Below are 19,833 nucleotides of genomic sequence, written 5' to 3' on the forward strand. Positions count from 1 at the left end.
GCGTCAGTCTACTTTCGGGCGGGAGCCGGACGGCTCTACGTCATCGAGATCGGCACGGAGGGCGGCGGCGGATGCCGCCGTATGCCGCTCGGCGAACTGTGCGACCGCGGCGGCGAGCTGCGGGTCCTCGCCGCGGGCGAGTCCCGCGTACTCGAGGTGCACGGCGCCGTCGCGCACACTCGCGCGCACCCACATCCGGCGGCGCGGAACGAACAGCGCGAGCATGAGCCCGCCGAGAGCGAGCAGCGCGAAGGCGAGCACCCAGGGCGCTCCGACATCGTGGTGGATCGAGAGCGAGACGAAGCGCTTGACCGAACCCTGGTAGCTGCCGTCGGGAGCGAGCGAGTCGAGCGTGCCGTCGGTCGCTTCGACCGTGGTCGGGTCGGCGGCGTTCTCGAACGTGATCGTGCCGAGACCGTTCGGGAGCTGCGCGCTCTGGCCGGGCAGCAACTGGATCGAGGGGGCGTCGGTGCCCCGCCCGGTGAGCTTCGTCATGTCGCCCGTGTCGAGCGTGTACACCGATCGGGGTGTGCCGTCGTCGATGCCGAGGTCGCCCGAGTAGGCGTCGAGGGTCAGCACCGGGAACACGAGGTCGGGGTAGACCGAGGTGAGCGCGCCGGTCGTGAGCTCCTGCGCCGTCGGGTAGAAGAAGCCCACGAGGCCCAGCTGCTCGGGCAGGCCGTCGGCGATCTTCACGACACCGAGCGAGGTCATCTGGTTGCTCTGCGGCAGGAACGGCACGTCGTCGTGGAAGATCTCTTCGCCCGCGGCGTTTCGCACCGTGATCGACGGCGCGTAACCGTTGCCCATCAGATACACCCGGTCGCCGGCGATCTCGAGCGGATGATTCACCCGCACCTCGCCGGTCTTCGCCTCCTCGTCGGGCTGCTGGGTCGTGACGTGCGCGACGAAGTTGCCGGCCTGACCCGCGCCGGGCGAACCGGCCGGCTGGTACGTGATGTCGAAGTCGTCGAGGGCGATCGTGTACGGCGACAGGTTGTCGGCGTTCACGAAGCGGCCGGGGTTGAATGACGAGTAGTCCGTCAGCGCGTTTACGAAACCTTGCCCCTGCACGATGGCCCGCTGGCCCGTGTACGTGAGCGCTCCGCCCACGCCGACCGCGATGAGCACGCCAACGAGCGCCATGTGGAACAGCAGGTTGCCGGTCTCGCGCATGTACCCGCGTTCCGCGGAGACCGACAGCGACCCGCGGCCGTCGTATCGCTCGGTACGGTAGCGCGCGCCGCGCAGCTGGGCGCGGGCGAGCGCGATCGCCTCCGCGGCCGCGGCGTCCGCATCCACCCCCGCCGGCAGGCGCAGCACGCTCTCGCGGTGGTCATCGAGACGGGACAGTCGCGCGGGAGTGCGGGGCGGGCGGGCGCGCAGGGCCTTCCAGTGGTGCTGGGTACGCGGGATCACGCAGCCGATCAGCGAGATGAACAGCAGCAGGTAGATCGCCGAGAACCAGACCGAGGAGTACACGTCGAACAGCTGGATGCCGTCGAGGATCGGGAACAGGTCGGGGTTGTCGGTGCGGAACTGGGTGACGCCGTTCGGGTCGGCCGAGCGCTGCGGGAAGATCGAGCCGGGAACGGCGGCGATCGCCAGCAGCAGCAGCAGCACGAGGGCCGTCCGCATGCTCGTGAGCTGCCGCCAGCCCCAGCGCGCCCACTCGAGAGGACCGAGGCGGGGGGCGGTGATGCCGTCGTCGTCGGCGCCCGACGCGGAAGCGCGACCGGATGCCGCCGGAAGCCCGTCGACGTGGTCGGACGGGCGGAGCGGATCGTTGTTCTGGTCGTCAGAGCGGGGCCGGGACATTCAGGAACACCCCCTGCAGGTAGGACATGAGGGTCGACCAGACACCGCTGACCATGAGGATGCCGAGGAGTACCAGCAGCACGCCGCCGAGGATGTTGACCACGCGGATGTGGCGACGGAGGAACGTCGTGGAGCGCGTCGCCCAGCCGAATCCGGCGGCGAGCAGGACGAACGGGATGCCGAGGCCCATCGAGTAGGCGAAGCCCAGGATGCCAGCGCGACCGGGGTCGCCGAGGTTCCAGGAGACCGCGATGATCGCGCCGAGAGTCGGGCCGATGCACGGAGCCCAGCCGATGCCCAGGGCGAGGCCGAGCAGCGGCGCGCCGACGAGGCCGACGTTGCTGCGGACGGCAGGCTTCAGCGTCCGCTGCGCGAAACCGAAGAGGCCGACGAAGACGAGGCCGAGCAGGATCACGACGACACCGAGCAGCCGCGTGATCACGTCGGCGTACTCGAGGAAGAAACGACCGAAGGTGCCGCCGAGGATCGTCACCGCCATGAAGACGACCGTGAAGCCCGCGATGAACAGCAGCACGCCGAGCATCAGTCGTCCGCGACCGGAGCCGCGGCCTCGACCCGTCGACTCGGCCTGCCCGCCGAGGTAGCCGAGGTAGCCGGGAACGAGCGGCAGGACGCACGGGGAGAGGAAGGAGACGAGTCCCGCGAGGAGGGCGAGGGGGATTGCGACCCAGAGCGCCCCCTCCGCGACGATTCCGGTCACGAGGGGCCGATCACGAGGACTCGGCGAGCGCGTCGCGAACGAGCGTCTCGAGGATCGAGGGCTCGGAGAGTTCCCCGACGATGCGGGCCGCGACGCGACCCTCCTTGTCGAGGACGAGCGTCGTCGGGGTCGCGCTGAGGGTGGTCGCGGTCGCGAAGGCAAGCTTCAGCTGCGTGTCGTCGACGGCCAGCATGCTCGGGTAGCTCACGCCGTTGTCGCGGGCGAAGGACTGCGCGGTCGAGGCCTGGTCATACGTGTTGACGCCGACGAACGTCACGTCTTCGCCCTGAACGGACTGGTAGGCCTCCTCGAGGCGAGGGGCCTCCACGATGCACGGCCCGCACGCGGCGTACCAGAAGTTCACGACGACGACCTGGCCGGCGACGTCGGCGCTCGTCAGGGTGTCGCCCCGATCGGTGACGCCGGAGAACTCCACCGGCTCGGTGCGGTCGTCGGCGGAGATCTCCACGACCTGCAGGCCGTCCGCCCCGATGAAGCCCTTGTTGGACCCCTCGCGGTACTGCTCGGCGAGGCCGTCGCTGGAACACCCCGCGAGTCCCAGCATGAGTACCGCGGCGAACGCGGCGGTGGCGCGGCGCGCGAGGCGCCGTTCTCGGACGGTCATACTGCTCCCACGTCGATACTGCCGGCGGATGCGGCCGGCTCCGCGTACGCGACTTCGCGCCACGATCCGGGTCCGCCTTCGAAGCTCGTCACACTCGACAGTGCGCAGCGGCGCTGGCGCGGGTCGTGTCGCAACCGGTCCCCCGCGACCGATAGGTGCGTGACCCAGATCGGCAGCTGATGACTGACGATGACGACGTCGCCGCTCGGCACCGCATCCCACGCTCTGTCCATGGCGCGCCGCATCCGATCCACGACCTGCGCATACGGCTCGCCCCAGCTGGGCACCTCGGGCTTGGCCAGGTGCCGCCAGTTGAGCGGGTTCATCAGGGCGCGCTTCATCCGGCGTCCCTCGAAGACGTTCGTCGGTTCGATGACGTCTTCCGTGATGACGGGCTCGATGCCGAACACCTCGGTGAACGGTTCTGCGGATTCACGGGCGCGCTGCAGCGGCGAGGAGAGGAGCGCGCTGACCGGTCGGCCGAGATCGTGCACGTACTCGGCGGCCTGCCGCGTCATCGCCCGTCCGTCGACGCTCAACCGGAAGTTCGGGAGCCGACCGTAGAGCACACGGGAGGGGTTGTGGACCTCTCCGTGGCGCACGAGGTGGAGGCGGTCGGCGGGCACCCATCGATTCTACGTCCGGGTGCTCTTTGCGTTCCCTGAACGGAGGCTGTGGACGGCAGTGCTCAGTCGGATGCGGGATCGGAGTCGCGCCGGTTGCGCATGAGGGTGCGTGTGCGGGTGTAGACGAACCATGCCACCGCCGCGAAGACGACCGCGATCACGATGTACTGGAAGATCTCGGCGTACTGCTCGACGATGTGCCACTGCTCGCCGAGGAAAAATCCCGCGAGCACGAAGATCGTGTTCCAGATGAGGCTTCCCGCACCCGTCAGGAGTCCGAACTTCCACAGCGGCATCCGTGTGACGCCGGCGGGGATGGAGATGAGGCTCCGGAAGATGGGCACCATCCGGCCGAAGAACACCGCCTTGCCGCCGTGCTTCTCGAACCAGGCGATCGTGCGGTCGATGTCTTCCGGATGCAGCAACGGCACCTTCGCGGCGACGCGGCGCAGCCGCCCGACACCGAGCCACGCGCCGATGCCGTAGAGCGCGAACGCCCCGACGATCGATCCGAGCGTCGTCCAGATCAGGGCTTCGGCGATCGTGAAGGACCCGCGACTGGCGGTGAGGCCCGCGAGCGGCAGGATGGCCTCGCTCGGCAGCGGCGGGAACAGGTTCTCCAGCGCGATCGCGATCCCGGCACCGACCGGGCCGATGGTCTCCATGAGCGAGACGATCATGTCGACGAGCGAGGTCAGCCACGACCCCCCGTCCGTGCGGGCAGCGACCAGGGCGGTGGCGGTCATCGGGGTCCTCGTGGGGGTCTCGGTGATCGGCGCGCTGGGCAGCGGGCACTGCAGCAGACCCTATGGGATGAGTATGAACCCCTGCTGTGAGGGCGAATCAGGTCGCCGCCGCACCAGTCAGGTGGCCGCCCATACGAGGAAGACGCCGAGCGACCAGAGGGCGGCGAGCAGAATCGTCCCCGCGATCGGCACCCAGAACGCGCGGCGGCGCACCACGAGCAGCACGATCGCGAAGAAGGCCGTGACCGCGAGCACCAGCAACGGGGTCGTGAACAGCATCCACACCCCGATGGAGTGGAGGTCGTCGCGGCAGACCCGTCCGCCACTCCCGCAGGCATCCGCGGACGCCGCCATGACGAGCCCGAGACTCGAGGCGATCACCGCGGCGACCGCCAGCAGCACGACGAGCACGATCGTCAGCGCGATGTCCCAGCCCCGTCGTCGGCGCGGCGAGCGGGCGGATGCGGTCCGCGTCGCCGCATCCGGCGCGGCGGGCGGCGGTGCGGCGGTCGGCACCGGCTCGGGCGTCGCGACGGGGTCCTGCGGCTGCGCGTGCGCGCCGACGCGGAATGCCTCCGTCGGCATCCGGTAGACGCCGGGATCGTCGTCCGGCCGCGTTCCGCTCACGCCGCCATCGTACGGCGCGGCGGGAGCGCGCGACGCGCCGCACGTAGACTTGCTCCTCATGAGCGAACGCGTCCTCGTCCAGCAGTTGAAGACTCTTCCGGCCGGCCCCGTCACGGTGTCGGGATGGGTGGAGACCGTGCGGGACCAGAAGAAGGTGCAGTTCGTCATCCTCCGCGATGAGACCGGCGCCGTGCAGTTGGTGAACCCGGCGACGCGCGAGCTCGCCGAGGACGCCGACTCGGCCGCCGAGGCCGCGCTCGCCCTCACCGAGACGATCTCCGGCCTCGCCTCCGGCACCTTCCTCACCGTCACCGGCGAACTCAAGCACGACGAGCGCGTCAAGCTCGGCGGGGTGGAGATCAAGATCGCGGGCCTGGACATCGCGGCCGCGGCGAACCCCGAGACGCCGATCGCCGCCGACTCCAGCGTCGACAAGCGCATGGACTGGCGTTTCCTCGACCTTCGCCAGCGCCGCAACAACCTCATCTTCCGGGTGCAGACGACGCTCGAGCACGCCATGCGCACGTACTGGGTTGAGCGCGACTACATCGAGGTGCACTCGCCCAAGCTCATGGCGTCTCCCTCGGAGTCGAACGCCGAACTGTTCGAGGTGCCCTACTTCGAAGACAAGACGGCCTACCTCGCCCAGAGCCCGCAGTTCTTCAAGCAGATGGCGCAGGTCGCCGGCTTCGGCAAGATCTTCGAGATCGCGCCCGCCTTCCGTGCCGACCCCTCCTTCACGAGCCGGCACGCGACCGAGTTCACCTCGATCGACGCCGAGATCAGCTGGATCGACTCGCACGAAGACGTCGCCCGGATGCAGGAGGAACTGCTGCAGTTCTCCATCCAGGCGGTCAAAGACAAGCACGGCGCCGAGATCGAGGAACTGTTCGGCCTGGAGGTGCAGGTTCCGGCGATCCCGTTCCCCCGCATCCCGCTCGCCGAGGCACTCGAGATCGTCAAGGAACGCGGCTACGCGGTGCCCCGCACCGACGGCGACCTCGACCCCGAGGGCGAGCGCCAGATCGCGGCCTACGTCGCCGAGAAGTTCGGACACCAGTTCGTCTTCATCACCGACTACCACCCGGCGATCCGCGCTTTCTACCACATGCGCGACGAGCAGACCGGGCTCACGAAGAGCTACGACCTGCTCTTCAACGGCGTCGAGATCACGACCGGTGCGCAGCGCGAGCACCGCGTCGATGTACTGATCGAGCAGGCGAAGGAGAAGGGTCTCGACCCCGAGCACCTCGACTTCTACCTCGACTTCTTCCGCTTCGGCGCCCCGCCGCACGGCGGATTCGGCATGGGCCTCGCCCGGGTGCTGATGCTTCTGCTCGGCGAGTCCTCGATCCGCGAGGTCACCTACCTCTTCCGCGGTCCCACGCGCCTCGCGCCGTAACCCGCCCTGCGCCGGGCCCAGCCCACGCTCCTCGACGGCCGTCGCCCCGCCCGGGCGGCGGCCGTCGTCGTTCCCGCTCCCCCTCGCTTCCCGGTTCACTTGCCTCATCTACACGCTTTCGCCGCCTCGAAGCGTGCATATGAGGCAAGTGAACTGTTCAGTGGGCGTTCACCCGTCGCCGCCGCGCGGTTCACCCGACCGAATTAGCGTCCCCCTCGTCCCGATGCAACCGACGCACCCGTACGTCCGGATGCATCGACTCACCCGAGAGGAACGCACATGTCCATCGTTTCCCGCCGTCGCAGCCGCACCGCTGCCGGCATCGCCTTCGTCGCCGCCGCGACCGTCGCCCTGGCCGGTTGCGCCGGTTCGTCCGACGCCGCCCCCAGCGACGACAGCACCGCAGCAGCATCCGCCACCAGCGTCGCCGACTTCGGCACGTTCGCCGACCTCGAGGCCGCAGCCAAGGCCGAAGGCGCGCTGAACGTCATCGCCCTCCCGCGCGACTGGGCCAACTACGGCGCCGTGCTCGACGCCTTCGCCGCCAAGTACCCCGAGATCAGCATCGAGGAGCAGACCCCCGACGCGTCCTCGGCCGAAGAGATCGACGCCGCCAAGACGAATGACGGCCTCGACACCGCCCCCGACGTGTTCGACCTCGGCCTCACGGTCGCTCTGCAGAGCACCGACATGTTCGCGCCCTACAAGGTCGAGAACTGGGACGACATCCCCGAGGCGCTGAAGGAGCCGACCGGCTTGTTCGTGGGCGACTACGGCGGGTACATGTCGGTCGGGTACGACTCGTCGAAGTTCGACGCGCCCACTTCGCTCGCCGACCTGCTCGGTGACGCGTACCGCGGTTCGGTCGCCATCAACGGCGACCCGACCCAGGCCGGCGCGGCGTTCGCCGCCGTGGGCCTCGCCACCGTCCAGAGCGACGGCACGCTCGACGACTTCCAGCCCGGCATCGACTTCTTCTCCGAGCTCAACAAGGCCGGCAACATGCTGAAGGTCGACGTCACCTCGGGCACCGTCGCGAGCGGCGAGACCCCCGTCGTCTTCGACTGGGACTACCTGAACGCGGCTCACGCCGAGTCGAATCCGAACTGGAAGGTCGTCGTCTTCCCGGGTACGGGCTACGCCGGCTACTACAACCAGGCCATCAACAAGAACGCCCCGCACCCGGCGGCCGCTCGCCTGTGGCAGGAGTTCCTCTACAGCGACGAGGCGCAGAACCTGTGGCTCGCCGGTGGCGCGCGCCCCGCGCGCATGGAGGCCATGCAGACCGCGGGCACCCTCGACGAGGACCTCGCCAGCAAGCTGCCGGCCGCGCCCGACGACACCGTCGTGCCGACCGAGGAGCAGAGCACCCAGGCCGGCACGCTCCTCGGCGAGAAGTGGGCCGCGGCGGTCTCGTGACCTTCTCTCCTGCTGTTCTCACCGGGCCCGAAGGGGCCCACGTGAACGCCCCCGCCGCGCCGGAGCACTCTGCTCCGGCGCGGCGGGGCGCGCGCGGCCGGAACTGGCTGGCCGCCCTCGGACTCGTACCGTTCGCGGCCTACCTGCTGCTGTTCTTGCTGCTGCCGACCGTCCTGGCCGTGGCATCGGGACTGTTCGATGCCGACGGCACCTTCACGCTGGACAACATCGCGGCCCTCGGCGATCCCGTGATCCTCACGACCTTCGCCAACTCCACGTGGTTGTCGCTGCTCACCGCGGCCGTCGGCGCGGTCGTCGGCGCCCTGGTCTGCTGGGCCCTGCTGGGACTCCCCGAGACCGGCGCCATCCGCACCCTCGTCGATGCCGCCGCGGGCGTGCTCGCGCAGTTCGGCGGCGTGATGCTCGCATTCGCCTGGATCGCGACGATCGGCATCCAGGGAATCGTGACGCAGGCGCTCCTGAACACCTTCGGGATCAATCTGTTCGCGGATGGCGCCTGGATCTACGCGCTGCCGGGCCTGATCCTGCCGTACATCTACTTTCAGATCCCGCTCATGGTCATCACCTTCATGCCCGCCATGACGGCGCTCAAGCCCCAGTGGGCCGAGGCGAATCTCACGCTCGGCGGCACCCGCGGCGGCTTCTGGCGCCACGTCGGCATGCCGGTGCTCGCCCCCTCGTTCCTCGCGAGCCTGCTGCTGCTGTTCGCGAACGCCTTCTCGTCCTACGCGACCGCGGCGGCGTTGGCCAGCCAGGGTTCGCAGATCGTGCCCCTGCAGATCCGCACCGCCCTCACGAGCGAAACCGTCCTCGGCCGCGAGAACCTCGCCGGCGCACTCGCCCTCGGCATGATCGTCGTGGTCGCCGTCGTCATGTGGCTGTATTCGCTCGTGCAGCGCCGAGCCGCGAGGTGGCAGTCATGAACGCCATCGCCCCGCGCGCCCTCACCCGGTGGATCATCGGCATCCTGGTCGGGGTCTTCTTCGCCCTGCCGCTGCTCGCGACGTTCCTGTTCACCCTCCGCGACGGCGATGGCTACTCGTTCGCGAACTGGACGGGTCTCTTCTCTGCCGAGAACGCGTCACTGCTCAAGCCGGTCTGGGCTGCGCTCGGCAATTCGCTGACCCTCGCCGTCGTCACGGTGCTGATCGTGCTGTTCCTGATGACCCCGACGATGATCCTCGTGTCCCTGCGGTTTCCGCGGATGCGTCGCATCTTCGAGTTCGTCGCGCTCCTGCCCATCTCGATCCCGGCGATCGTGCTCGTCGTCGGGCTCGCGCCGATCTACCAGCAGATCGGTCGCACGCTCGGCACGGGCGCATGGACGCTCGCGTTCGCCTACGGCGTGCTCGTGCTGCCCTTCGCCTACCGGTCGATCCAGGCGTCGATCGACGCGATCGACATGAAGACCCTGTCGGAGGCCGCGCGCACCCTCGGCGCGGGCTGGATCAGCGTCGTGCTCCGCGTCATCGCACCGAACCTGCGCCAGGGCCTGCTCTCGGCATCCCTCATCTCCGTCGCGGTCGTGCTCGGAGAGTTCACGATCGCGTCGCTGCTGAACCGCCAGGTACTGCAGACCGCGCTTCTCGTCGTCAACAAGGTCGACCCCTACTCGGCGGCGATCTTCACCCTGCTGGCACTCGTCTTCGCGTTCGTGCTGCTGCTCGTGATCGGACGCGCCGGACGCGTCGGATCCGGAAAGGCCTCCTCATGACCACCGCCGACTCTCCCCTGCGGAACCTGCCGCAGACCTCCGACAACATGCTGCTCGCCGAAGCCGGCGAGGGCACCCGCGTCGAGTTCCGCGGCGTCGAGAAGGACTACGGTACGACCCGGGTGCTCCACGGCGTCGACCTCGACGTGGCGCCCGGTGAGTTCGTGTCGCTGCTCGGCCCGTCCGGATGCGGCAAGACCACCGCCCTCCGGGTGCTGGCCGGCCTGGAACGAGCGACCGGCGGCAGCGTGCTGCTCGGCGGCAAGGACGTGTCGGGAGTCCCCACGAACAAGCGCGACATCGGCATGGTGTTCCAGTCGTACTCGCTCTTTCCGCATCTGAAGGTCGCCGACAACACCGCGTTCGGTCTGCGCCGCCGCGGGGTCGGGCGGACGGATGCGGTGCGCCGCGCCGGCGACGCCCTCGACCTCGTCGGCCTCAGCCACCTCGCCGACCGCTACCCGCACCAGCTCTCCGGCGGGCAGCAGCAGCGCGTCGCGCTCGCCCGAGCGCTCGTCACCGAACCCCGGGTGCTGCTGTTGGACGAACCCCTGTCGGCCCTGGATGCGAAGGTCCGCGTGCAGCTGCGCGATGAGATCCGCCGCATCCAGCTGCGCCTGGGCATCACGACCGTGTTCGTCACGCACGACCAGGAGGAGGCGCTGGCCGTCTCCGACCGGATCGCGGTGATGAACGCCGGCCGCATCGAGCAGATCGGCACCCCGGAAGACCTGTACCTGCGCCCCGCGACGGCCAATGTGGCAGCCTTCGTGGGCGTTTCGAGCCTCGTGCGAGGCGTCGTGCGCGGCGGGATCGTGTCGGTGTGGGGCCAGGACCTGCCGCTGCAGAGCCCGGCGGACGACGGTGATGTGCAGGTGTTCCTGCGGCCCGAGAACGTGCGCCTGCGGAGCGCCACCGACCCGGGCGTGGACGCGGTCGTGCAGGAGAGCACCTTCCTCGGCAGCTTCCGCCGCTCGGTGGTGCGCACGGCCGACGGTGCGCTCGTGAACGTGCAGCACGCGGCATCCGACCGCGTCGAGTACGGGGATGCGGTGCGCGTCGCGCTCGATCCCACACCGGTCACCACGCGCCCCCTTCCCTGATCCCGATCCGGGATCGCCCGTCACGGGATTCGGAGATGCGACCGGATGCGGAGCATCGGGGGTATTCCGCTCCGAATCCCGTGACATCTCCGAATCCCGTGACCCCCACACCCGCACAAACGCCCGCGCCCACTCCCCCGACCTCGCGCGGAGGCGGCTCGGAGGTCGGGTGTGAGAGCGTGGAACGCGTCCGACCCGAGGAGGCTCATGCTCGACCCCTGGCTGCAATTCGCCCTCACCCTGGCCATCGCGCTCGTCGCGGCGATCGCCGTGACCGTGATCGTGTCGACCGCGACCCGGCTGGCCTCCCGCCGCCGTTCGTGGCCGGCGGGACTCATCCGGCGCGCCCGTCGCCCGTTCCGCGGTCTGCTGCTGACCCTGGCGGTCTGGGTCGCGCTGGGACTCGCGTTCCCCGACCGGGACTGGATGCCGGTTCTCGACCAGCTCTTCACGATCCTCGTGATCGCGACGGCCGCCTGGCTTCTCGCGGCGCTCGTGACCTTCGGGACCGACGTGACGCTCGGCCGCTACCGCATCGACGTTCCCGACAACCGTGTCGCCCGCCGCATCCGCACCCAGACCCTCATCGTGCGCCGTCTCGCGATCGCGCTCATCGTCGTCGTCGCGATCGGCGCCGCGCTGCTGACGTTCCCCGCGGTCCAGGCGTTCGGCGCGAGCGTGCTCGCCTCCGCCGGTATCGTCTCGATCATCGCCGGTCTCGCCGCGCAGTCGGTGCTCGCGAACATCTTCGCGGGGCTCCAGATCGCGTTCAGCGATGCCCTGCGCGTCGATGATGTCGTGGTCGTGGAGGGCGAGTGGGGCCGGGTCGGCGAGATCACCCTGAGCTACGTCGTGCTCGACCTGTGGGATGACCGCCGCCTCGTGCTGCCGTGCACCTACTTCACCACCACGCCCTTCCAGAACTGGACCCGTCAGGGATCGGAGCTGCTCGGTTCGGTGGAACTCGACCTCGACTGGCGCGTCTCGCCGACCCGGATGCGGGCGCACCTCGACGAGGTGTTGGCCCAGACCGACCTTTGGGACGGCCGGGCGAGCGTGCTCCAGGTGACCGAAGCCACGGGCGGACTCGTGCGCGTGCGGATCCTCGTGACGGCGCAGGACTCCCCGACGCTCTTCGACCTGCGCTGCGTCGTCCGCGAGGCGATGGTGACGTGGGTGCAGAGCACGATGCCGGCGGCGCTACCCGTTCAGCGTGTGATGATGACGCAGCCCGAGCCGGAGCCGCTCGTCGAGCCCGACCACGCTCCTGGAGAGGGCCTGTTCACGGGGAGCGCCGAGGCGGAAGCGCGCGCGAGCACGTTCACGCAGGCGATTCCGATCATCGTGCCGGCGGATGCGGACGCATCCGCGCGGGCTCAGAGTTCGAAGTCGACGGCGACGCGGTCGGAGACGACCGATCGCACGTAGGTGACGACGTCCTGGTGCGCGGGGTGCACGGCGTAGCCCTCGAGCGCCTCGACGTCGGTGAAGTCCGCGACGATGGCGAGATCCCAGTTGGCGCCGCCGATGACGTCGGCGCCGACCGTGACGTCGACGATGCCGGGCACCACATCACGCAGGGCCAGCAGTTCGCGGCGGATGCGGCCCGACTGCTCCGCCCGCTCGGCGGCGTCATCGGATGCGAGCTTCCACGCCACGATGTGTCGGATCGTCATCGGATCGCTCCTTCGGTGCGAGACCGGGTGGCCGTGAGCACCGCGTCGCGGAGACGCTCGGGCGCGACCCGCCAGTGCGCGTGCAGGGTGCCGTCGATCAGCAGCACGGGGATCTTGTCGGACCACCGTTCGAAGAGCGCGGGTTCTTCGAGGATCGACTGCTCGATCACCTCGACGCGATCCGCGGCGTCCTCCGGAATGTCGGCGAGGACGTGTTCGAGCACCCCGCGCGCGACGTCGCAGAGGTGGCAGCCGTCTTTACCGATGAGCGTGATCGTGGTCACGTCACCATCCTAGGTGGCGGCACGGAGGCACGAGGGCACGTCGGCACGGCCGAGCCACGGCACGCCACGGCACGGCCGTGAACGCGCCGCTCAGCTCTCGACGGGGAATCCCGCGGCGACCCACTCGCCGGTTCCGCCGTCGACGTTCGTCGCGTCGTACCCGCGGGCCTCGAGGGCCTGCACGACCCGCGCCGAGCGCCCGCCGACCTGGCAGATCACATCGAACGGCCCGTCCGGCAGGTCGTCGAGGTGCTCGTTGATCGTCGACATCGGGAGGTTGACGGCGCCGGGCACGTGGCCTGCGGCGTACTCGTCGACTTCGCGGACGTCGATGAGGGGGACATCCTGCCGGTCACGCAGCTGCTGCACGGAGATCGAGTTCACGCCCCCAGGCTAGCCGCAGACGCGGCGTGCCGGCACAACACGAAGCGCCCGTCCGGTGGACAGGCGCTCGGTGTCGGTGCCGCGATTACTTCTTGTTGCGGCGCTGGTGGCGAGTCTTACGAAGCAACTTGCGGTGCTTCTTCTTCGCCATGCGCTTGCGGCGCTTCTTGATGACAGAACCCACGGAAAACCTCACAGATCAGCGGTCTGGGCTCAGGGTGGCCTGTGCCCGGGAACGAGGCATCGAAAAAAATGCCTCGGATAAGTCTAGCCGACGTCGGCGGCCGGCCGCTGCACGAGCTCTGCGACGGCCGATTCCGGCACGCGGTAGCTGTGCCCGAAGCGGATGGCGGGCAGTTCTCCCGCGTGCACGAGTCGGTACACCGTCATCTTGGAGACGCGCATGAGCTGCGCGACCTCCGCGACCGTCAGGAACCGCACATCCGGCAGCTCGGCCATGCCACACCCCTCCCCCATCGCCCGTCGGGCTGCCCGCCACTCTAGGTCCCCGGCGGGACGGATGTAAACCGCTGGTGCTCGTGGGAATGCGGGTCAGCGACCGGGAATCTTGCCGAACGCGGCGGTGACGGCCCGACCGACGGATGCGGCGGCACGGCCGACGACGTCGGCGGCGTGCGCGGCGGGCTCCGGGAGAGTAGAGATCGAGTCGTCCAGATCCTCGTCGAGGAACGGGATGAGCCAGTTGTCGATCTCGTCCAGCGGACCGGACGACAGCGAGTAATAGCGGTGCTGACCCTCCTCGCGCACGGAGACCAGTTCGCTGTCGCGCAGCACCTTCAGGTGCTTCGACACGGTGGGCTGACTGACACCGAGCCTCGAGACGATGTACGACACGCTCGTTCCGCGCTCGCCCGCCATCGATCGATCGAGGAGGAGGCGCAGGATGTCGCGCCGGGTCGCGTCCGCGATCACGCCGAAGATATCCGCCATGCGCTTAGGTTAGTGGGGCGCCGGGCGGAGTACCATGACACCCGTTCGGGTCGCCGACCTGTTGTTCGTGCGAAAGGGGTGCCGGATGATGTCCGACACCGCGCGGGTGCTGTCGCGGGAACGCCTCTCGATCGCCTTCGACCGGTTCCGAGACGGAGCGCGCGAGTTCACGACGTCGTCTCCCGCACGTTTCGCCGTCTTGATCTTCTCGTCGTTGATCCTGCTGTTCACCGCGCTGCTGTCGCTGCCCGCGGCGGCCGCATCCGGTCAGGCGACGCCGCTCGCCGACGCCGTGTTCACGGCCGTCTCCACGATCTGCGTGACGGGCCTGTCGACGGTCAACATGGGCGCGCACTGGTCGCCGCTCGGCCAGGTGTTCATCTACATCGGCGTGAACGTCGGCGCCCTCGGTGTGCTGACCCTGGCCAGCATCCTCGGCCTCGTCATCTCGAAGCGCCTGGGCCTGCGTGCCAAGCTCATCGCCGCGGGCGACTCCAACCCGATGCGCGTGCACGGCGGACCTGTCAACGAGGGGCAGACCGTGCGGCTCGGCGAGGTGGGCCAGCTGCTGGCCACCGTCGCGCTCTCGACCCTCGTCATCGAGGCGGGTCTCGCGGTGCTGCTCTACCCGGGCCTGCTGCTCGGCGGCGTCGACCCCATCACGGCCCTCTGGGAGGCGCCGTACTTCGCGGCGATGTCGTTCACGAACACCGGCTTCGCCCCGAACGCCGACGGGCTCGCGCCGTTCGCCACCGACTACTTCTTCATGTCGGTGCTGATGGTCGGGGTGTTCCTCGGCTCGATCGGGTTCCCCGTCATCTTCACGCTGTGGCGGCACCGCTGGCACGTGCGGCACTGGTCGCTGCACACCAAGCTCACGCTCATCACGACCGTCATCCTGTTCTTCGCGGGCGCCGTGGCGTTCGTGACCCTCGAGTACGACAATCCGCAGACGTTCGGCGGGATGGATGCGTGGGACACCACTTTCCAGTCGTTGTTCCTCTCGGCGATGACCCGCTCGGGCGGGTTCTCCGTCATCGACATCGGAGAACTGCACGGGTCGTCGCTCCTGGTCGGCTCGATGCTGATGTTCGTCGGCGGCGGTTCCGCATCGACCGCCGGCGGCATCAAGGTGACGACGCTCGCCGTGCTCGCTCTCGCCGTCTTCTCGGAGGCCAAAGGACGCCCCTCGGTGCAGGCGTTCGGTCGCCGCATCCCGAGCGATGTGCAGCGCGTCGCCCTGTCGGTCGTGGCATGGGGCGCGACGATCGTGGCGGTATCGACGATCACGATCGCCCAGATCACGAAAGCACCCGTCGACGAAGTGCTGTTCGAGGTGGTGTCGGGGTTCGCCACCGTGGGCCTGTCGACCGGGCTCACGACAGAGCTGCCCGACCCGGCGGTCTACGTCCTCGCCGTGACGATGTTCATGGGCCGCGTTGGTACAGTGACACTCGCCGCGGCCGTCGCCGCTTCGTCGCGTTCGCAGTTGTACTCGATGCCTGTTGAGAGGCCGATCGTTGGTTGAGAAGCTCCGCTCGGATGCCCCCGTGCTCGTCATCGGGCTGGGCCGCTTCGGCGCCGCCTGTGCGGGCGAGCTCGACCGGCTCGACCGCGAGGTGCTCGCGATCGACGAGAGCCTCGACCTGGTGCAGAAGTGGTCGGAGCGGGTCACGCACACGGTGCAGGCCGACGCGAAGAACCTCGAAGCGCTGAAGCAGATCGGCGCGCAGGACTTCCAGGTCGCCGTCGTCGCGGTCGGGTCATCGATCGAGGCGTCCGTGCTCATCACGGCCAACCTCGTCGACCTGAAGGTTCCACAGATCTGGGCCAAGGCCGTGTCGCAGTCACACGGCAAGATCCTCGCCCGCGTCGGGGCGAACCACGTCATCTACCCCGAACGCGAAGCCGGCGAGCGCGTGGCACACCTGGTGAGCGGCCGGATGCTGGACTTCATCCGGTTCGACGACGACTTCGTGCTCGCCAAGATGTACCCGCCGCGTTTCATCCGCGGCGTCGGCCTGAACGAGTCGGGCGTCCGCAGCAAGTACCGCGTCACGGTCGTGGGCGTGAAGAGCCCCGGCAAGCCATTCCGCTATGCCGAGGCGAACACGGTCGTCACGAACCACGACCTGATCATCGTCTCGGGCACGAACAGCGACATCGAGCGCTTCGCGACGCTCGACCGCTGAGCGAGACGAGCGACCGCATGGGATTCTCGCTGAGCTTCTATCCGATCGACGGTGACGATCTGCGCGCGGACGACCGCGCGCAGATCATGGCATTCCTCGACGCGCGCGGACTGACGGTCGATCCTGAGACGCACGGGCTCTATCGGGTGACAGACGGCGTAGCGCTGGCCTTTGACGGTGCGTGGACAGACCTGGAGCTCGACCCGCTGGATCAGCCCGAACCTCTGACGGGGTCGCTGCCGCACGCGACCCTCACCGAGGCGGAGTGCACCTTCGTATTCGAGCTGTGCGCGGCCGGCGGTCTGATGATCGTGAACCCGCAGGGACAGCCGATGTATCTCGGAATCCGCGGCGTCCACACGCCGGAGATGTTCCCCGACCCGGATGACGCCGTGTGGATCGACAGCCCCGCGGCGCTCGCGTCGACCCTCGGGGGAAGCTTCGGCGATTTCCAGGACTACCTGGGGCGCGTCCGAGGCCGCTGATCACCGACGACGCATCGGCTCAACCGCCGGCGGCGAGTTCTTTCGCCCGGGCGAGCGCCGCATCCGTCGCCCGCTCGAACACGTCGTCCAGGTGCGCGTCCTGGAGGACCGCGATCGCCCGCTCCGTCGTGCCCTTGGGGCTCGTCACGCGACGACGCAGCTCCGCGGGTTCTTCGCCCGACGCAGCGAGCAGCGCGGCCGCCCCGATGAAGGTCTGCTCGGCCATCGTGCGTGCCTCGTCGCGGTCGAAGCCCTTGCCGATCGCCGCGGTGGTGAGGTTCTCGATCAGCAGGAACACGTAGGCCGGTCCCGATCCCGAGATGGTCGACAGCGCGTCGATTCGGTCCTCGGCCACCTCGAGCACGGTGCCGACGGTCTCGAAGATGGCCGTGACCGTCGCGACCGCGGCGGCATCGGCGTTCGTGCCGGCGGCGAGGCCGGTGACGGCCGCTCCGACGAGTGCCGGAGTGTTCGGCATCGACCGGAGCACGACGGCATCCGCGCCGAGAATCCGCTCGAAGGTCGCGATCGTTACGCCCGCCGCGAGGCTCACCACGATCGCGCCCGCGCGCAGGTGCGGGGCGATCTCGGCCAGCAGGTCCGGCACCATCGCGGGCTTCACACCGATCAGGACCACGTCGGCGGATGCGGCCGCCCGCGCGTTGCCCTCCGGATCATCCTCCAGCGCAATGCTGTCGACGCCGTCGAGTTCGGCGAGCGCGGCCGCCTTCGCGCGGGTGCGGTTCGTGACGGTGATTCCGGCGGCGCGCCCGGACCGGACGACACCGTGCAGAACGGCACCGCCCATCGAACCGGCTCCGAGAATGGCGATCGAGGGAAGCGAGATCATTTCTCCAACCTAGGCCTCGGGGTTCGTCGATAGCCGAGGTCTATCATCGGACATGCCGGGGCACGGCAGCCCCCTCGCGGTAAAGGACCCGACATGACGGAACCGACGACACCTCTTCTCGATGGAATCGATGCGCGACTCGTGGAGACCTCGCGGCTCAGCGTGAACGTCCTGGAACGAAGCGGTGACGACCCCGCGACGCCGGCCGAGCGTACGGTCGTCCTCGTGCACGGCAATGTCTCCTCGGCCCTGTTCTGGCAGGAACTGATGCAAGACCTGCCGAGCGACCTGCGCGTCCTGGCCGTCGATCTGCGCGGCTTCGGCGGCACCGAGAGCCTGCCCGTCGACGCGACGCGCGGCGTCCGCGACTTCAGCGACGATCTGCACGCGACGCTCGAGGCGCTGCAGATTCCGTCGGCGCACCTGGTCGGCTGGTCGATGGGCGGCGGTGTCGTCATGCAGTACGCGCTGGATCACCCGGCGCTCTCCCTCACCCTGCAGGCACCGGTCTCGCCCTACGGGTTCGGCGGCACGCGCCGCGACGGAAGCCGACTGACCGACGACGACGCCGGATGCGGCGGCGGCGGCGCCAACCCCGACTTCGTCCAGCGCCTCATCGATCACGACGCCTCGGACACCGCCGAGACCTCGCCGCGCAGCGTATTCCGCTCGGCGTACGTGTCGTCGACCTACACGACCGAGAACGAGGACATCTGGGTCGCGTCCATGCTCACGACCTCGACCGCGCCCGGCAACTACCCGGGTGACTCGGTATCCAGCCCGAACTGGCCGGGCTTCGGCGCCGGCCGCAACGGGGTTCTGAACACGATGGCCCCGCAGTACTTCAACACCTCCGGGATCGTCGACATCGAGCCCAAACCCCCCATCCTCTGGGTGCACGGCGACGTCGACGCGATCGTGTCGGATGCCTCGTTCTTCGACCTGAACCATCTCGGGTCGCTCGACATCATCCCCGGCTGGCCCGGCGATGAGGCGGCGCCCGCGCAGCAGATGGTGTCGCAGACCCGCGATGTGCTCGCGGTCTACACCGAACGCGGCGGTCACGTGCAGGAGCTGCTGCTCGAGGGCGCCGGCCACGCGCCGCACCTGGAGCGGCCGGCGGAGGTGAGACGCGCTCTGCTGGAGGTCATCGGGTACATCGGGCAGGCGCAGCATCCGGCGCCGCCGACCGAGACCATCATCCTCCGGTCCGCTGACTGACCGCGGCGCACCGACCATGGAGTACTGCGTCTTCACCGAACCCCAACAGGGTTTCTCGTACGACGACCAACTCGCCTTCGCGCAGTCCGCGGAGCGGCACGGGTTCGACGGGTTCTTCCGTTCCGACCACTACCTGCGGATGGGGCCGGGTGACCCGCTCCCCGGTCCGACCGATGCGTGGACGACCCTGGCCGGCCTCGCTCGCGAGACCTCCCGCATCCGCCTCGGCACGCTCGTCTCATCCGTCACCTACCGGACGCCGGGAGTGCTCGCGATTCAGGTCGCGCAAGTCGACGCGATGTCGGGCGGACGCGTCGAGCTCGGCCTCGGCACCGGGTGGTTCGAGGAGGAGCATCGCGCGTACGGTATCCCGTTCCCGCCGAAGCGGTTCGCGCTGCTCGAAGAGCAACTCGAGCTCATCACCGGACTCTGGCAGACACCCGTCGACGAGGCGTACTCGTTCGACGGCGCGCACTACCGACTCGAGCAGGCACCCGCCCTGCCGAAGCCCGTGCAATCCCGTGTGCCCGTCATCGTCGGCGGGGGCGGCGCACGGCGTACGCCCGCGATCGCCGCCCGGTTCGCGACGGAGTTCAACATCGGATTCCAGCCGGAGAGCGTCGTGGCGGAGAAGTTCGACGGCGTCCGTGCCGCGTGCGAGGCGATCGGCCGCGACCCGCAGACCCTGAAACTGTCGGTGGCACTGCCAACGCTCGCGGGCGGGAGCGACGACGTTCTCTCGCGCCGGGCAGAGGCGATCGGCACCGACCTCGCCGGTTTCCGCGGTGACACGAACATCACCGGCGGGGCCGATGAGATCCTGGCCAAGGTCGAGCGGCTGCGCGCTCTCGGGGCCGAACGCGTCTACTTCCAGCTGATGGACCTGCGCGACCTCGACCAGCTCGAGTTCCTCGGCGCCGAGGTGCTGCCGCACCTTCCGCGCTGACCGCGCGTCGCGCCCCGGATGC

24 protein-coding genes are annotated in these 19,833 nt (G+C 69.2%); 11 read left to right on the plus strand and 13 right to left on the minus strand.

The features are described 5' to 3' along the window. Window positions 1-3: 3 nt before the first annotated feature. From LMI96_RS12535 to LMI96_RS12560, 6 genes are all read right to left on the minus strand, one after another. A complete protein-coding gene (locus tag LMI96_RS12535; protein WP_228361719.1) occupies window positions 4-1,818 on the minus strand; it encodes a cytochrome c biogenesis protein ResB in 1,815 nt (604 codons plus the stop codon). Then, complete coding sequence (locus tag LMI96_RS12540) at window positions 1,799-2,539, minus strand: cytochrome c biogenesis CcdA family protein (protein WP_228361720.1); 741 nt, start codon at window positions 2,537-2,539, stop codon at window positions 1,799-1,801. The genes LMI96_RS12535 and LMI96_RS12540 overlap by 20 nt, the downstream gene beginning before the upstream one ends. 10 nt (window positions 2,540-2,549) lie before the next feature. Beyond that, window positions 2,550-3,164 carry a TlpA disulfide reductase family protein gene (locus LMI96_RS12545; RefSeq protein ID WP_223722673.1) on the minus strand — a complete coding sequence of 205 codons (615 nt, stop codon included), beginning with the start codon at window positions 3,162-3,164 and terminating at the stop codon, window positions 2,550-2,552. Continuing rightward, entirely contained in the window at window positions 3,161-3,790 is a 630-nt protein-coding gene (locus tag LMI96_RS12550; RefSeq protein WP_223722672.1) for a histidine phosphatase family protein, read from the minus strand. The genes LMI96_RS12545 and LMI96_RS12550 overlap by 4 nt, the downstream gene beginning before the upstream one ends. Before the next feature lie 62 nt (window positions 3,791-3,852). Next, a complete protein-coding gene (locus tag LMI96_RS12555) occupies window positions 3,853-4,536 on the minus strand; it encodes a DedA family protein (RefSeq protein ID WP_228361721.1) in 684 nt (227 codons plus the stop codon). Between the two features lie 117 nt (window positions 4,537-4,653). Beyond that, window positions 4,654-5,163, minus strand: coding sequence for a DUF6264 family protein (locus LMI96_RS12560; protein ID WP_308015769.1), 510 nt, complete (start codon window positions 5,161-5,163; stop codon window positions 4,654-4,656). Between the two features lie 58 nt (window positions 5,164-5,221). Here LMI96_RS12560 and aspS point away from each other — a divergent pair, with 58 nt between their 5' ends. The 6 genes from aspS to LMI96_RS12590 all read left to right on the plus strand — a co-directional run bounded on the left by aspS (window position 5,222) and on the right by LMI96_RS12590 (window position 12,250). Next, window positions 5,222-6,565 (plus strand): aspartate--tRNA(Asn) ligase, encoded by a 1,344-nt coding sequence (gene aspS / locus LMI96_RS12565; protein WP_228361723.1) that lies wholly within the window; start codon window positions 5,222-5,224, stop codon window positions 6,563-6,565. A gap of 279 nt (window positions 6,566-6,844) precedes the next feature. Beyond that, a complete protein-coding gene (locus tag LMI96_RS12570; RefSeq protein WP_228361724.1) occupies window positions 6,845-7,984 on the plus strand; it encodes an ABC transporter substrate-binding protein in 1,140 nt (379 codons plus the stop codon). A 41-nt stretch (window positions 7,985-8,025) separates the two neighbouring features. After that, entirely contained in the window at window positions 8,026-8,928 is a 903-nt protein-coding gene (locus tag LMI96_RS12575; protein WP_228361725.1) for an ABC transporter permease subunit, read from the plus strand. Beyond that, the gene (locus LMI96_RS12580) at window positions 8,925-9,719 is read left to right on the plus strand and encodes an ABC transporter permease (protein ID WP_228361726.1); all 795 of its coding nucleotides are present in this window, start codon (window positions 8,925-8,927) and stop codon (window positions 9,717-9,719) included. Before LMI96_RS12575 ends, LMI96_RS12580 begins: the two co-directional genes overlap by 4 nt. Further along, the gene (locus tag LMI96_RS12585; protein WP_223722665.1) at window positions 9,716-10,822 is read left to right on the plus strand and encodes an ABC transporter ATP-binding protein; all 1,107 of its coding nucleotides are present in this window, start codon (window positions 9,716-9,718) and stop codon (window positions 10,820-10,822) included. The genes LMI96_RS12580 and LMI96_RS12585 overlap by 4 nt, the downstream gene beginning before the upstream one ends. 207 nt (window positions 10,823-11,029) lie before the next feature. Further along, window positions 11,030-12,250: a mechanosensitive ion channel family protein gene (locus LMI96_RS12590; RefSeq protein ID WP_228361727.1), complete on the plus strand. Its 1,221-nt coding sequence runs from the start codon at window positions 11,030-11,032 to the stop codon at window positions 12,248-12,250. On the opposite strand, the gene LMI96_RS12595 is transcribed toward LMI96_RS12590, so the two are convergent. From LMI96_RS12595 to LMI96_RS12620, 6 genes are all read right to left on the minus strand, one after another. Then, entirely contained in the window at window positions 12,199-12,498 is a 300-nt protein-coding gene (locus LMI96_RS12595; protein ID WP_228361728.1) for a Dabb family protein, read from the minus strand. The two genes, LMI96_RS12590 and LMI96_RS12595, sit on opposite strands and share 52 nt — an antisense overlap. Beyond that, window positions 12,495-12,782 (minus strand): glutaredoxin family protein, encoded by a 288-nt coding sequence (locus tag LMI96_RS12600; protein WP_223722662.1) that lies wholly within the window; start codon window positions 12,780-12,782, stop codon window positions 12,495-12,497. Before LMI96_RS12600 ends, LMI96_RS12595 begins: the two co-directional genes overlap by 4 nt. A 90-nt stretch (window positions 12,783-12,872) precedes the next feature. Beyond that, window positions 12,873-13,166, minus strand: a complete 294-nt coding sequence (locus tag LMI96_RS12605) for a rhodanese-like domain-containing protein (RefSeq protein WP_223722661.1) — start codon at window positions 13,164-13,166, stop codon at window positions 12,873-12,875. Window positions 13,167-13,251: 85 nt separating this feature from the next. Next, the gene (locus LMI96_RS12610) at window positions 13,252-13,350 is read right to left on the minus strand and encodes a 30S ribosomal protein bS22 (RefSeq protein ID WP_003792170.1); all 99 of its coding nucleotides are present in this window, start codon (window positions 13,348-13,350) and stop codon (window positions 13,252-13,254) included. Between the two features lie 83 nt (window positions 13,351-13,433). After that, window positions 13,434-13,625 (minus strand): helix-turn-helix domain-containing protein, encoded by a 192-nt coding sequence (locus LMI96_RS12615; RefSeq protein WP_223722660.1) that lies wholly within the window; start codon window positions 13,623-13,625, stop codon window positions 13,434-13,436. 93 nt (window positions 13,626-13,718) lie between these two features. Further along, a complete protein-coding gene (locus LMI96_RS12620; RefSeq protein WP_228361729.1) occupies window positions 13,719-14,117 on the minus strand; it encodes a helix-turn-helix transcriptional regulator in 399 nt (132 codons plus the stop codon). Window positions 14,118-14,202: 85 nt separating this feature from the next. Between LMI96_RS12620 and LMI96_RS12625 the strand changes: the two genes are divergently transcribed. The 3 genes from LMI96_RS12625 to LMI96_RS12635 are packed head-to-tail and all read left to right on the plus strand — an operon-like array spanning window position 14,203 to window position 16,794. Then, complete coding sequence (locus LMI96_RS12625) at window positions 14,203-15,645, plus strand: TrkH family potassium uptake protein (protein WP_374197479.1); 1,443 nt, start codon at window positions 14,203-14,205, stop codon at window positions 15,643-15,645. Then, a complete protein-coding gene (locus tag LMI96_RS12630) occupies window positions 15,638-16,309 on the plus strand; it encodes a TrkA family potassium uptake protein (protein WP_223722658.1) in 672 nt (223 codons plus the stop codon). The genes LMI96_RS12625 and LMI96_RS12630 overlap by 8 nt, the downstream gene beginning before the upstream one ends. A 17-nt stretch (window positions 16,310-16,326) precedes the next feature. Next, window positions 16,327-16,794 (plus strand): hypothetical protein, encoded by a 468-nt coding sequence (locus LMI96_RS12635; RefSeq protein ID WP_223722657.1) that lies wholly within the window; start codon window positions 16,327-16,329, stop codon window positions 16,792-16,794. Window positions 16,795-16,813: 19 nt separating this feature from the next. Here the strand turns inward: LMI96_RS12635 and proC are convergent, their stop codons facing one another. Further along, window positions 16,814-17,644 carry a pyrroline-5-carboxylate reductase gene (gene proC, locus LMI96_RS12640; RefSeq protein ID WP_228361730.1) on the minus strand — a complete coding sequence of 277 codons (831 nt, stop codon included), beginning with the start codon at window positions 17,642-17,644 and terminating at the stop codon, window positions 16,814-16,816. Window positions 17,645-17,737: 93 nt separating this feature from the next. On the opposite strand from proC, the gene LMI96_RS12645 reads away from it, so the two are divergent. Both LMI96_RS12645 and LMI96_RS12650 read left to right on the plus strand, forming a co-directional pair. Continuing rightward, window positions 17,738-18,865, plus strand: a complete 1,128-nt coding sequence (locus tag LMI96_RS12645; RefSeq protein WP_228361731.1) for an alpha/beta hydrolase — start codon at window positions 17,738-17,740, stop codon at window positions 18,863-18,865. A gap of 16 nt (window positions 18,866-18,881) precedes the next feature. Next, window positions 18,882-19,811 (plus strand): LLM class F420-dependent oxidoreductase, encoded by a 930-nt coding sequence (locus LMI96_RS12650; RefSeq protein ID WP_228361732.1) that lies wholly within the window; start codon window positions 18,882-18,884, stop codon window positions 19,809-19,811. Window positions 19,812-19,833 lie beyond the last annotated feature (22 nt).

Source organism: Microbacterium sp. cx-59 (assembly GCF_020805625.1).
Lineage (GTDB): Bacteria > Actinomycetota > Actinomycetes > Actinomycetales > Microbacteriaceae > Microbacterium.

Coding starts and splice junctions, on each gene's coding strand:
- LMI96_RS12595 (WP_228361728.1), bottom strand. CDS start 12,498: ATGACGATCCGACACATCGTGGCGTGGAAGCTCGCATCCGATGACGCC.
- LMI96_RS12545 (WP_223722673.1), bottom strand. CDS start 3,164: ATGACCGTCCGAGAACGGCGCCTCGCGCGCCGCGCCACCGCCGCGTTC.
- LMI96_RS12535 (WP_228361719.1), bottom strand. CDS start 1,818: ATGTCCCGGCCCCGCTCTGACGACCAGAACAACGATCCGCTCCGCCCG.
- aspS (WP_228361723.1), top strand. CDS start 5,222: ATGAGCGAACGCGTCCTCGTCCAGCAGTTGAAGACTCTTCCGGCCGGC.
- LMI96_RS12620 (WP_228361729.1), bottom strand. CDS start 14,117: ATGGCGGATATCTTCGGCGTGATCGCGGACGCGACCCGGCGCGACATC.
- LMI96_RS12585 (WP_223722665.1), top strand. CDS start 9,716: ATGACCACCGCCGACTCTCCCCTGCGGAACCTGCCGCAGACCTCCGAC.
- proC (WP_228361730.1), bottom strand. CDS start 17,644: ATGATCTCGCTTCCCTCGATCGCCATTCTCGGAGCCGGTTCGATGGGC.
- LMI96_RS12555 (WP_228361721.1), bottom strand. CDS start 4,536: ATGACCGCCACCGCCCTGGTCGCTGCCCGCACGGACGGGGGGTCGTGG.
- LMI96_RS12645 (WP_228361731.1), top strand. CDS start 17,738: ATGACGGAACCGACGACACCTCTTCTCGATGGAATCGATGCGCGACTC.
- LMI96_RS12615 (WP_223722660.1), bottom strand. CDS start 13,625: ATGGCCGAGCTGCCGGATGTGCGGTTCCTGACGGTCGCGGAGGTCGCG.
- LMI96_RS12570 (WP_228361724.1), top strand. CDS start 6,845: ATGTCCATCGTTTCCCGCCGTCGCAGCCGCACCGCTGCCGGCATCGCC.
- LMI96_RS12625 (WP_374197479.1), top strand. CDS start 14,203: ATGATGTCCGACACCGCGCGGGTGCTGTCGCGGGAACGCCTCTCGATC.
- LMI96_RS12590 (WP_228361727.1), top strand. CDS start 11,030: ATGCTCGACCCCTGGCTGCAATTCGCCCTCACCCTGGCCATCGCGCTC.
- LMI96_RS12650 (WP_228361732.1), top strand. CDS start 18,882: ATGGAGTACTGCGTCTTCACCGAACCCCAACAGGGTTTCTCGTACGAC.
- LMI96_RS12635 (WP_223722657.1), top strand. CDS start 16,327: ATGGGATTCTCGCTGAGCTTCTATCCGATCGACGGTGACGATCTGCGC.
- LMI96_RS12580 (WP_228361726.1), top strand. CDS start 8,925: ATGAACGCCATCGCCCCGCGCGCCCTCACCCGGTGGATCATCGGCATC.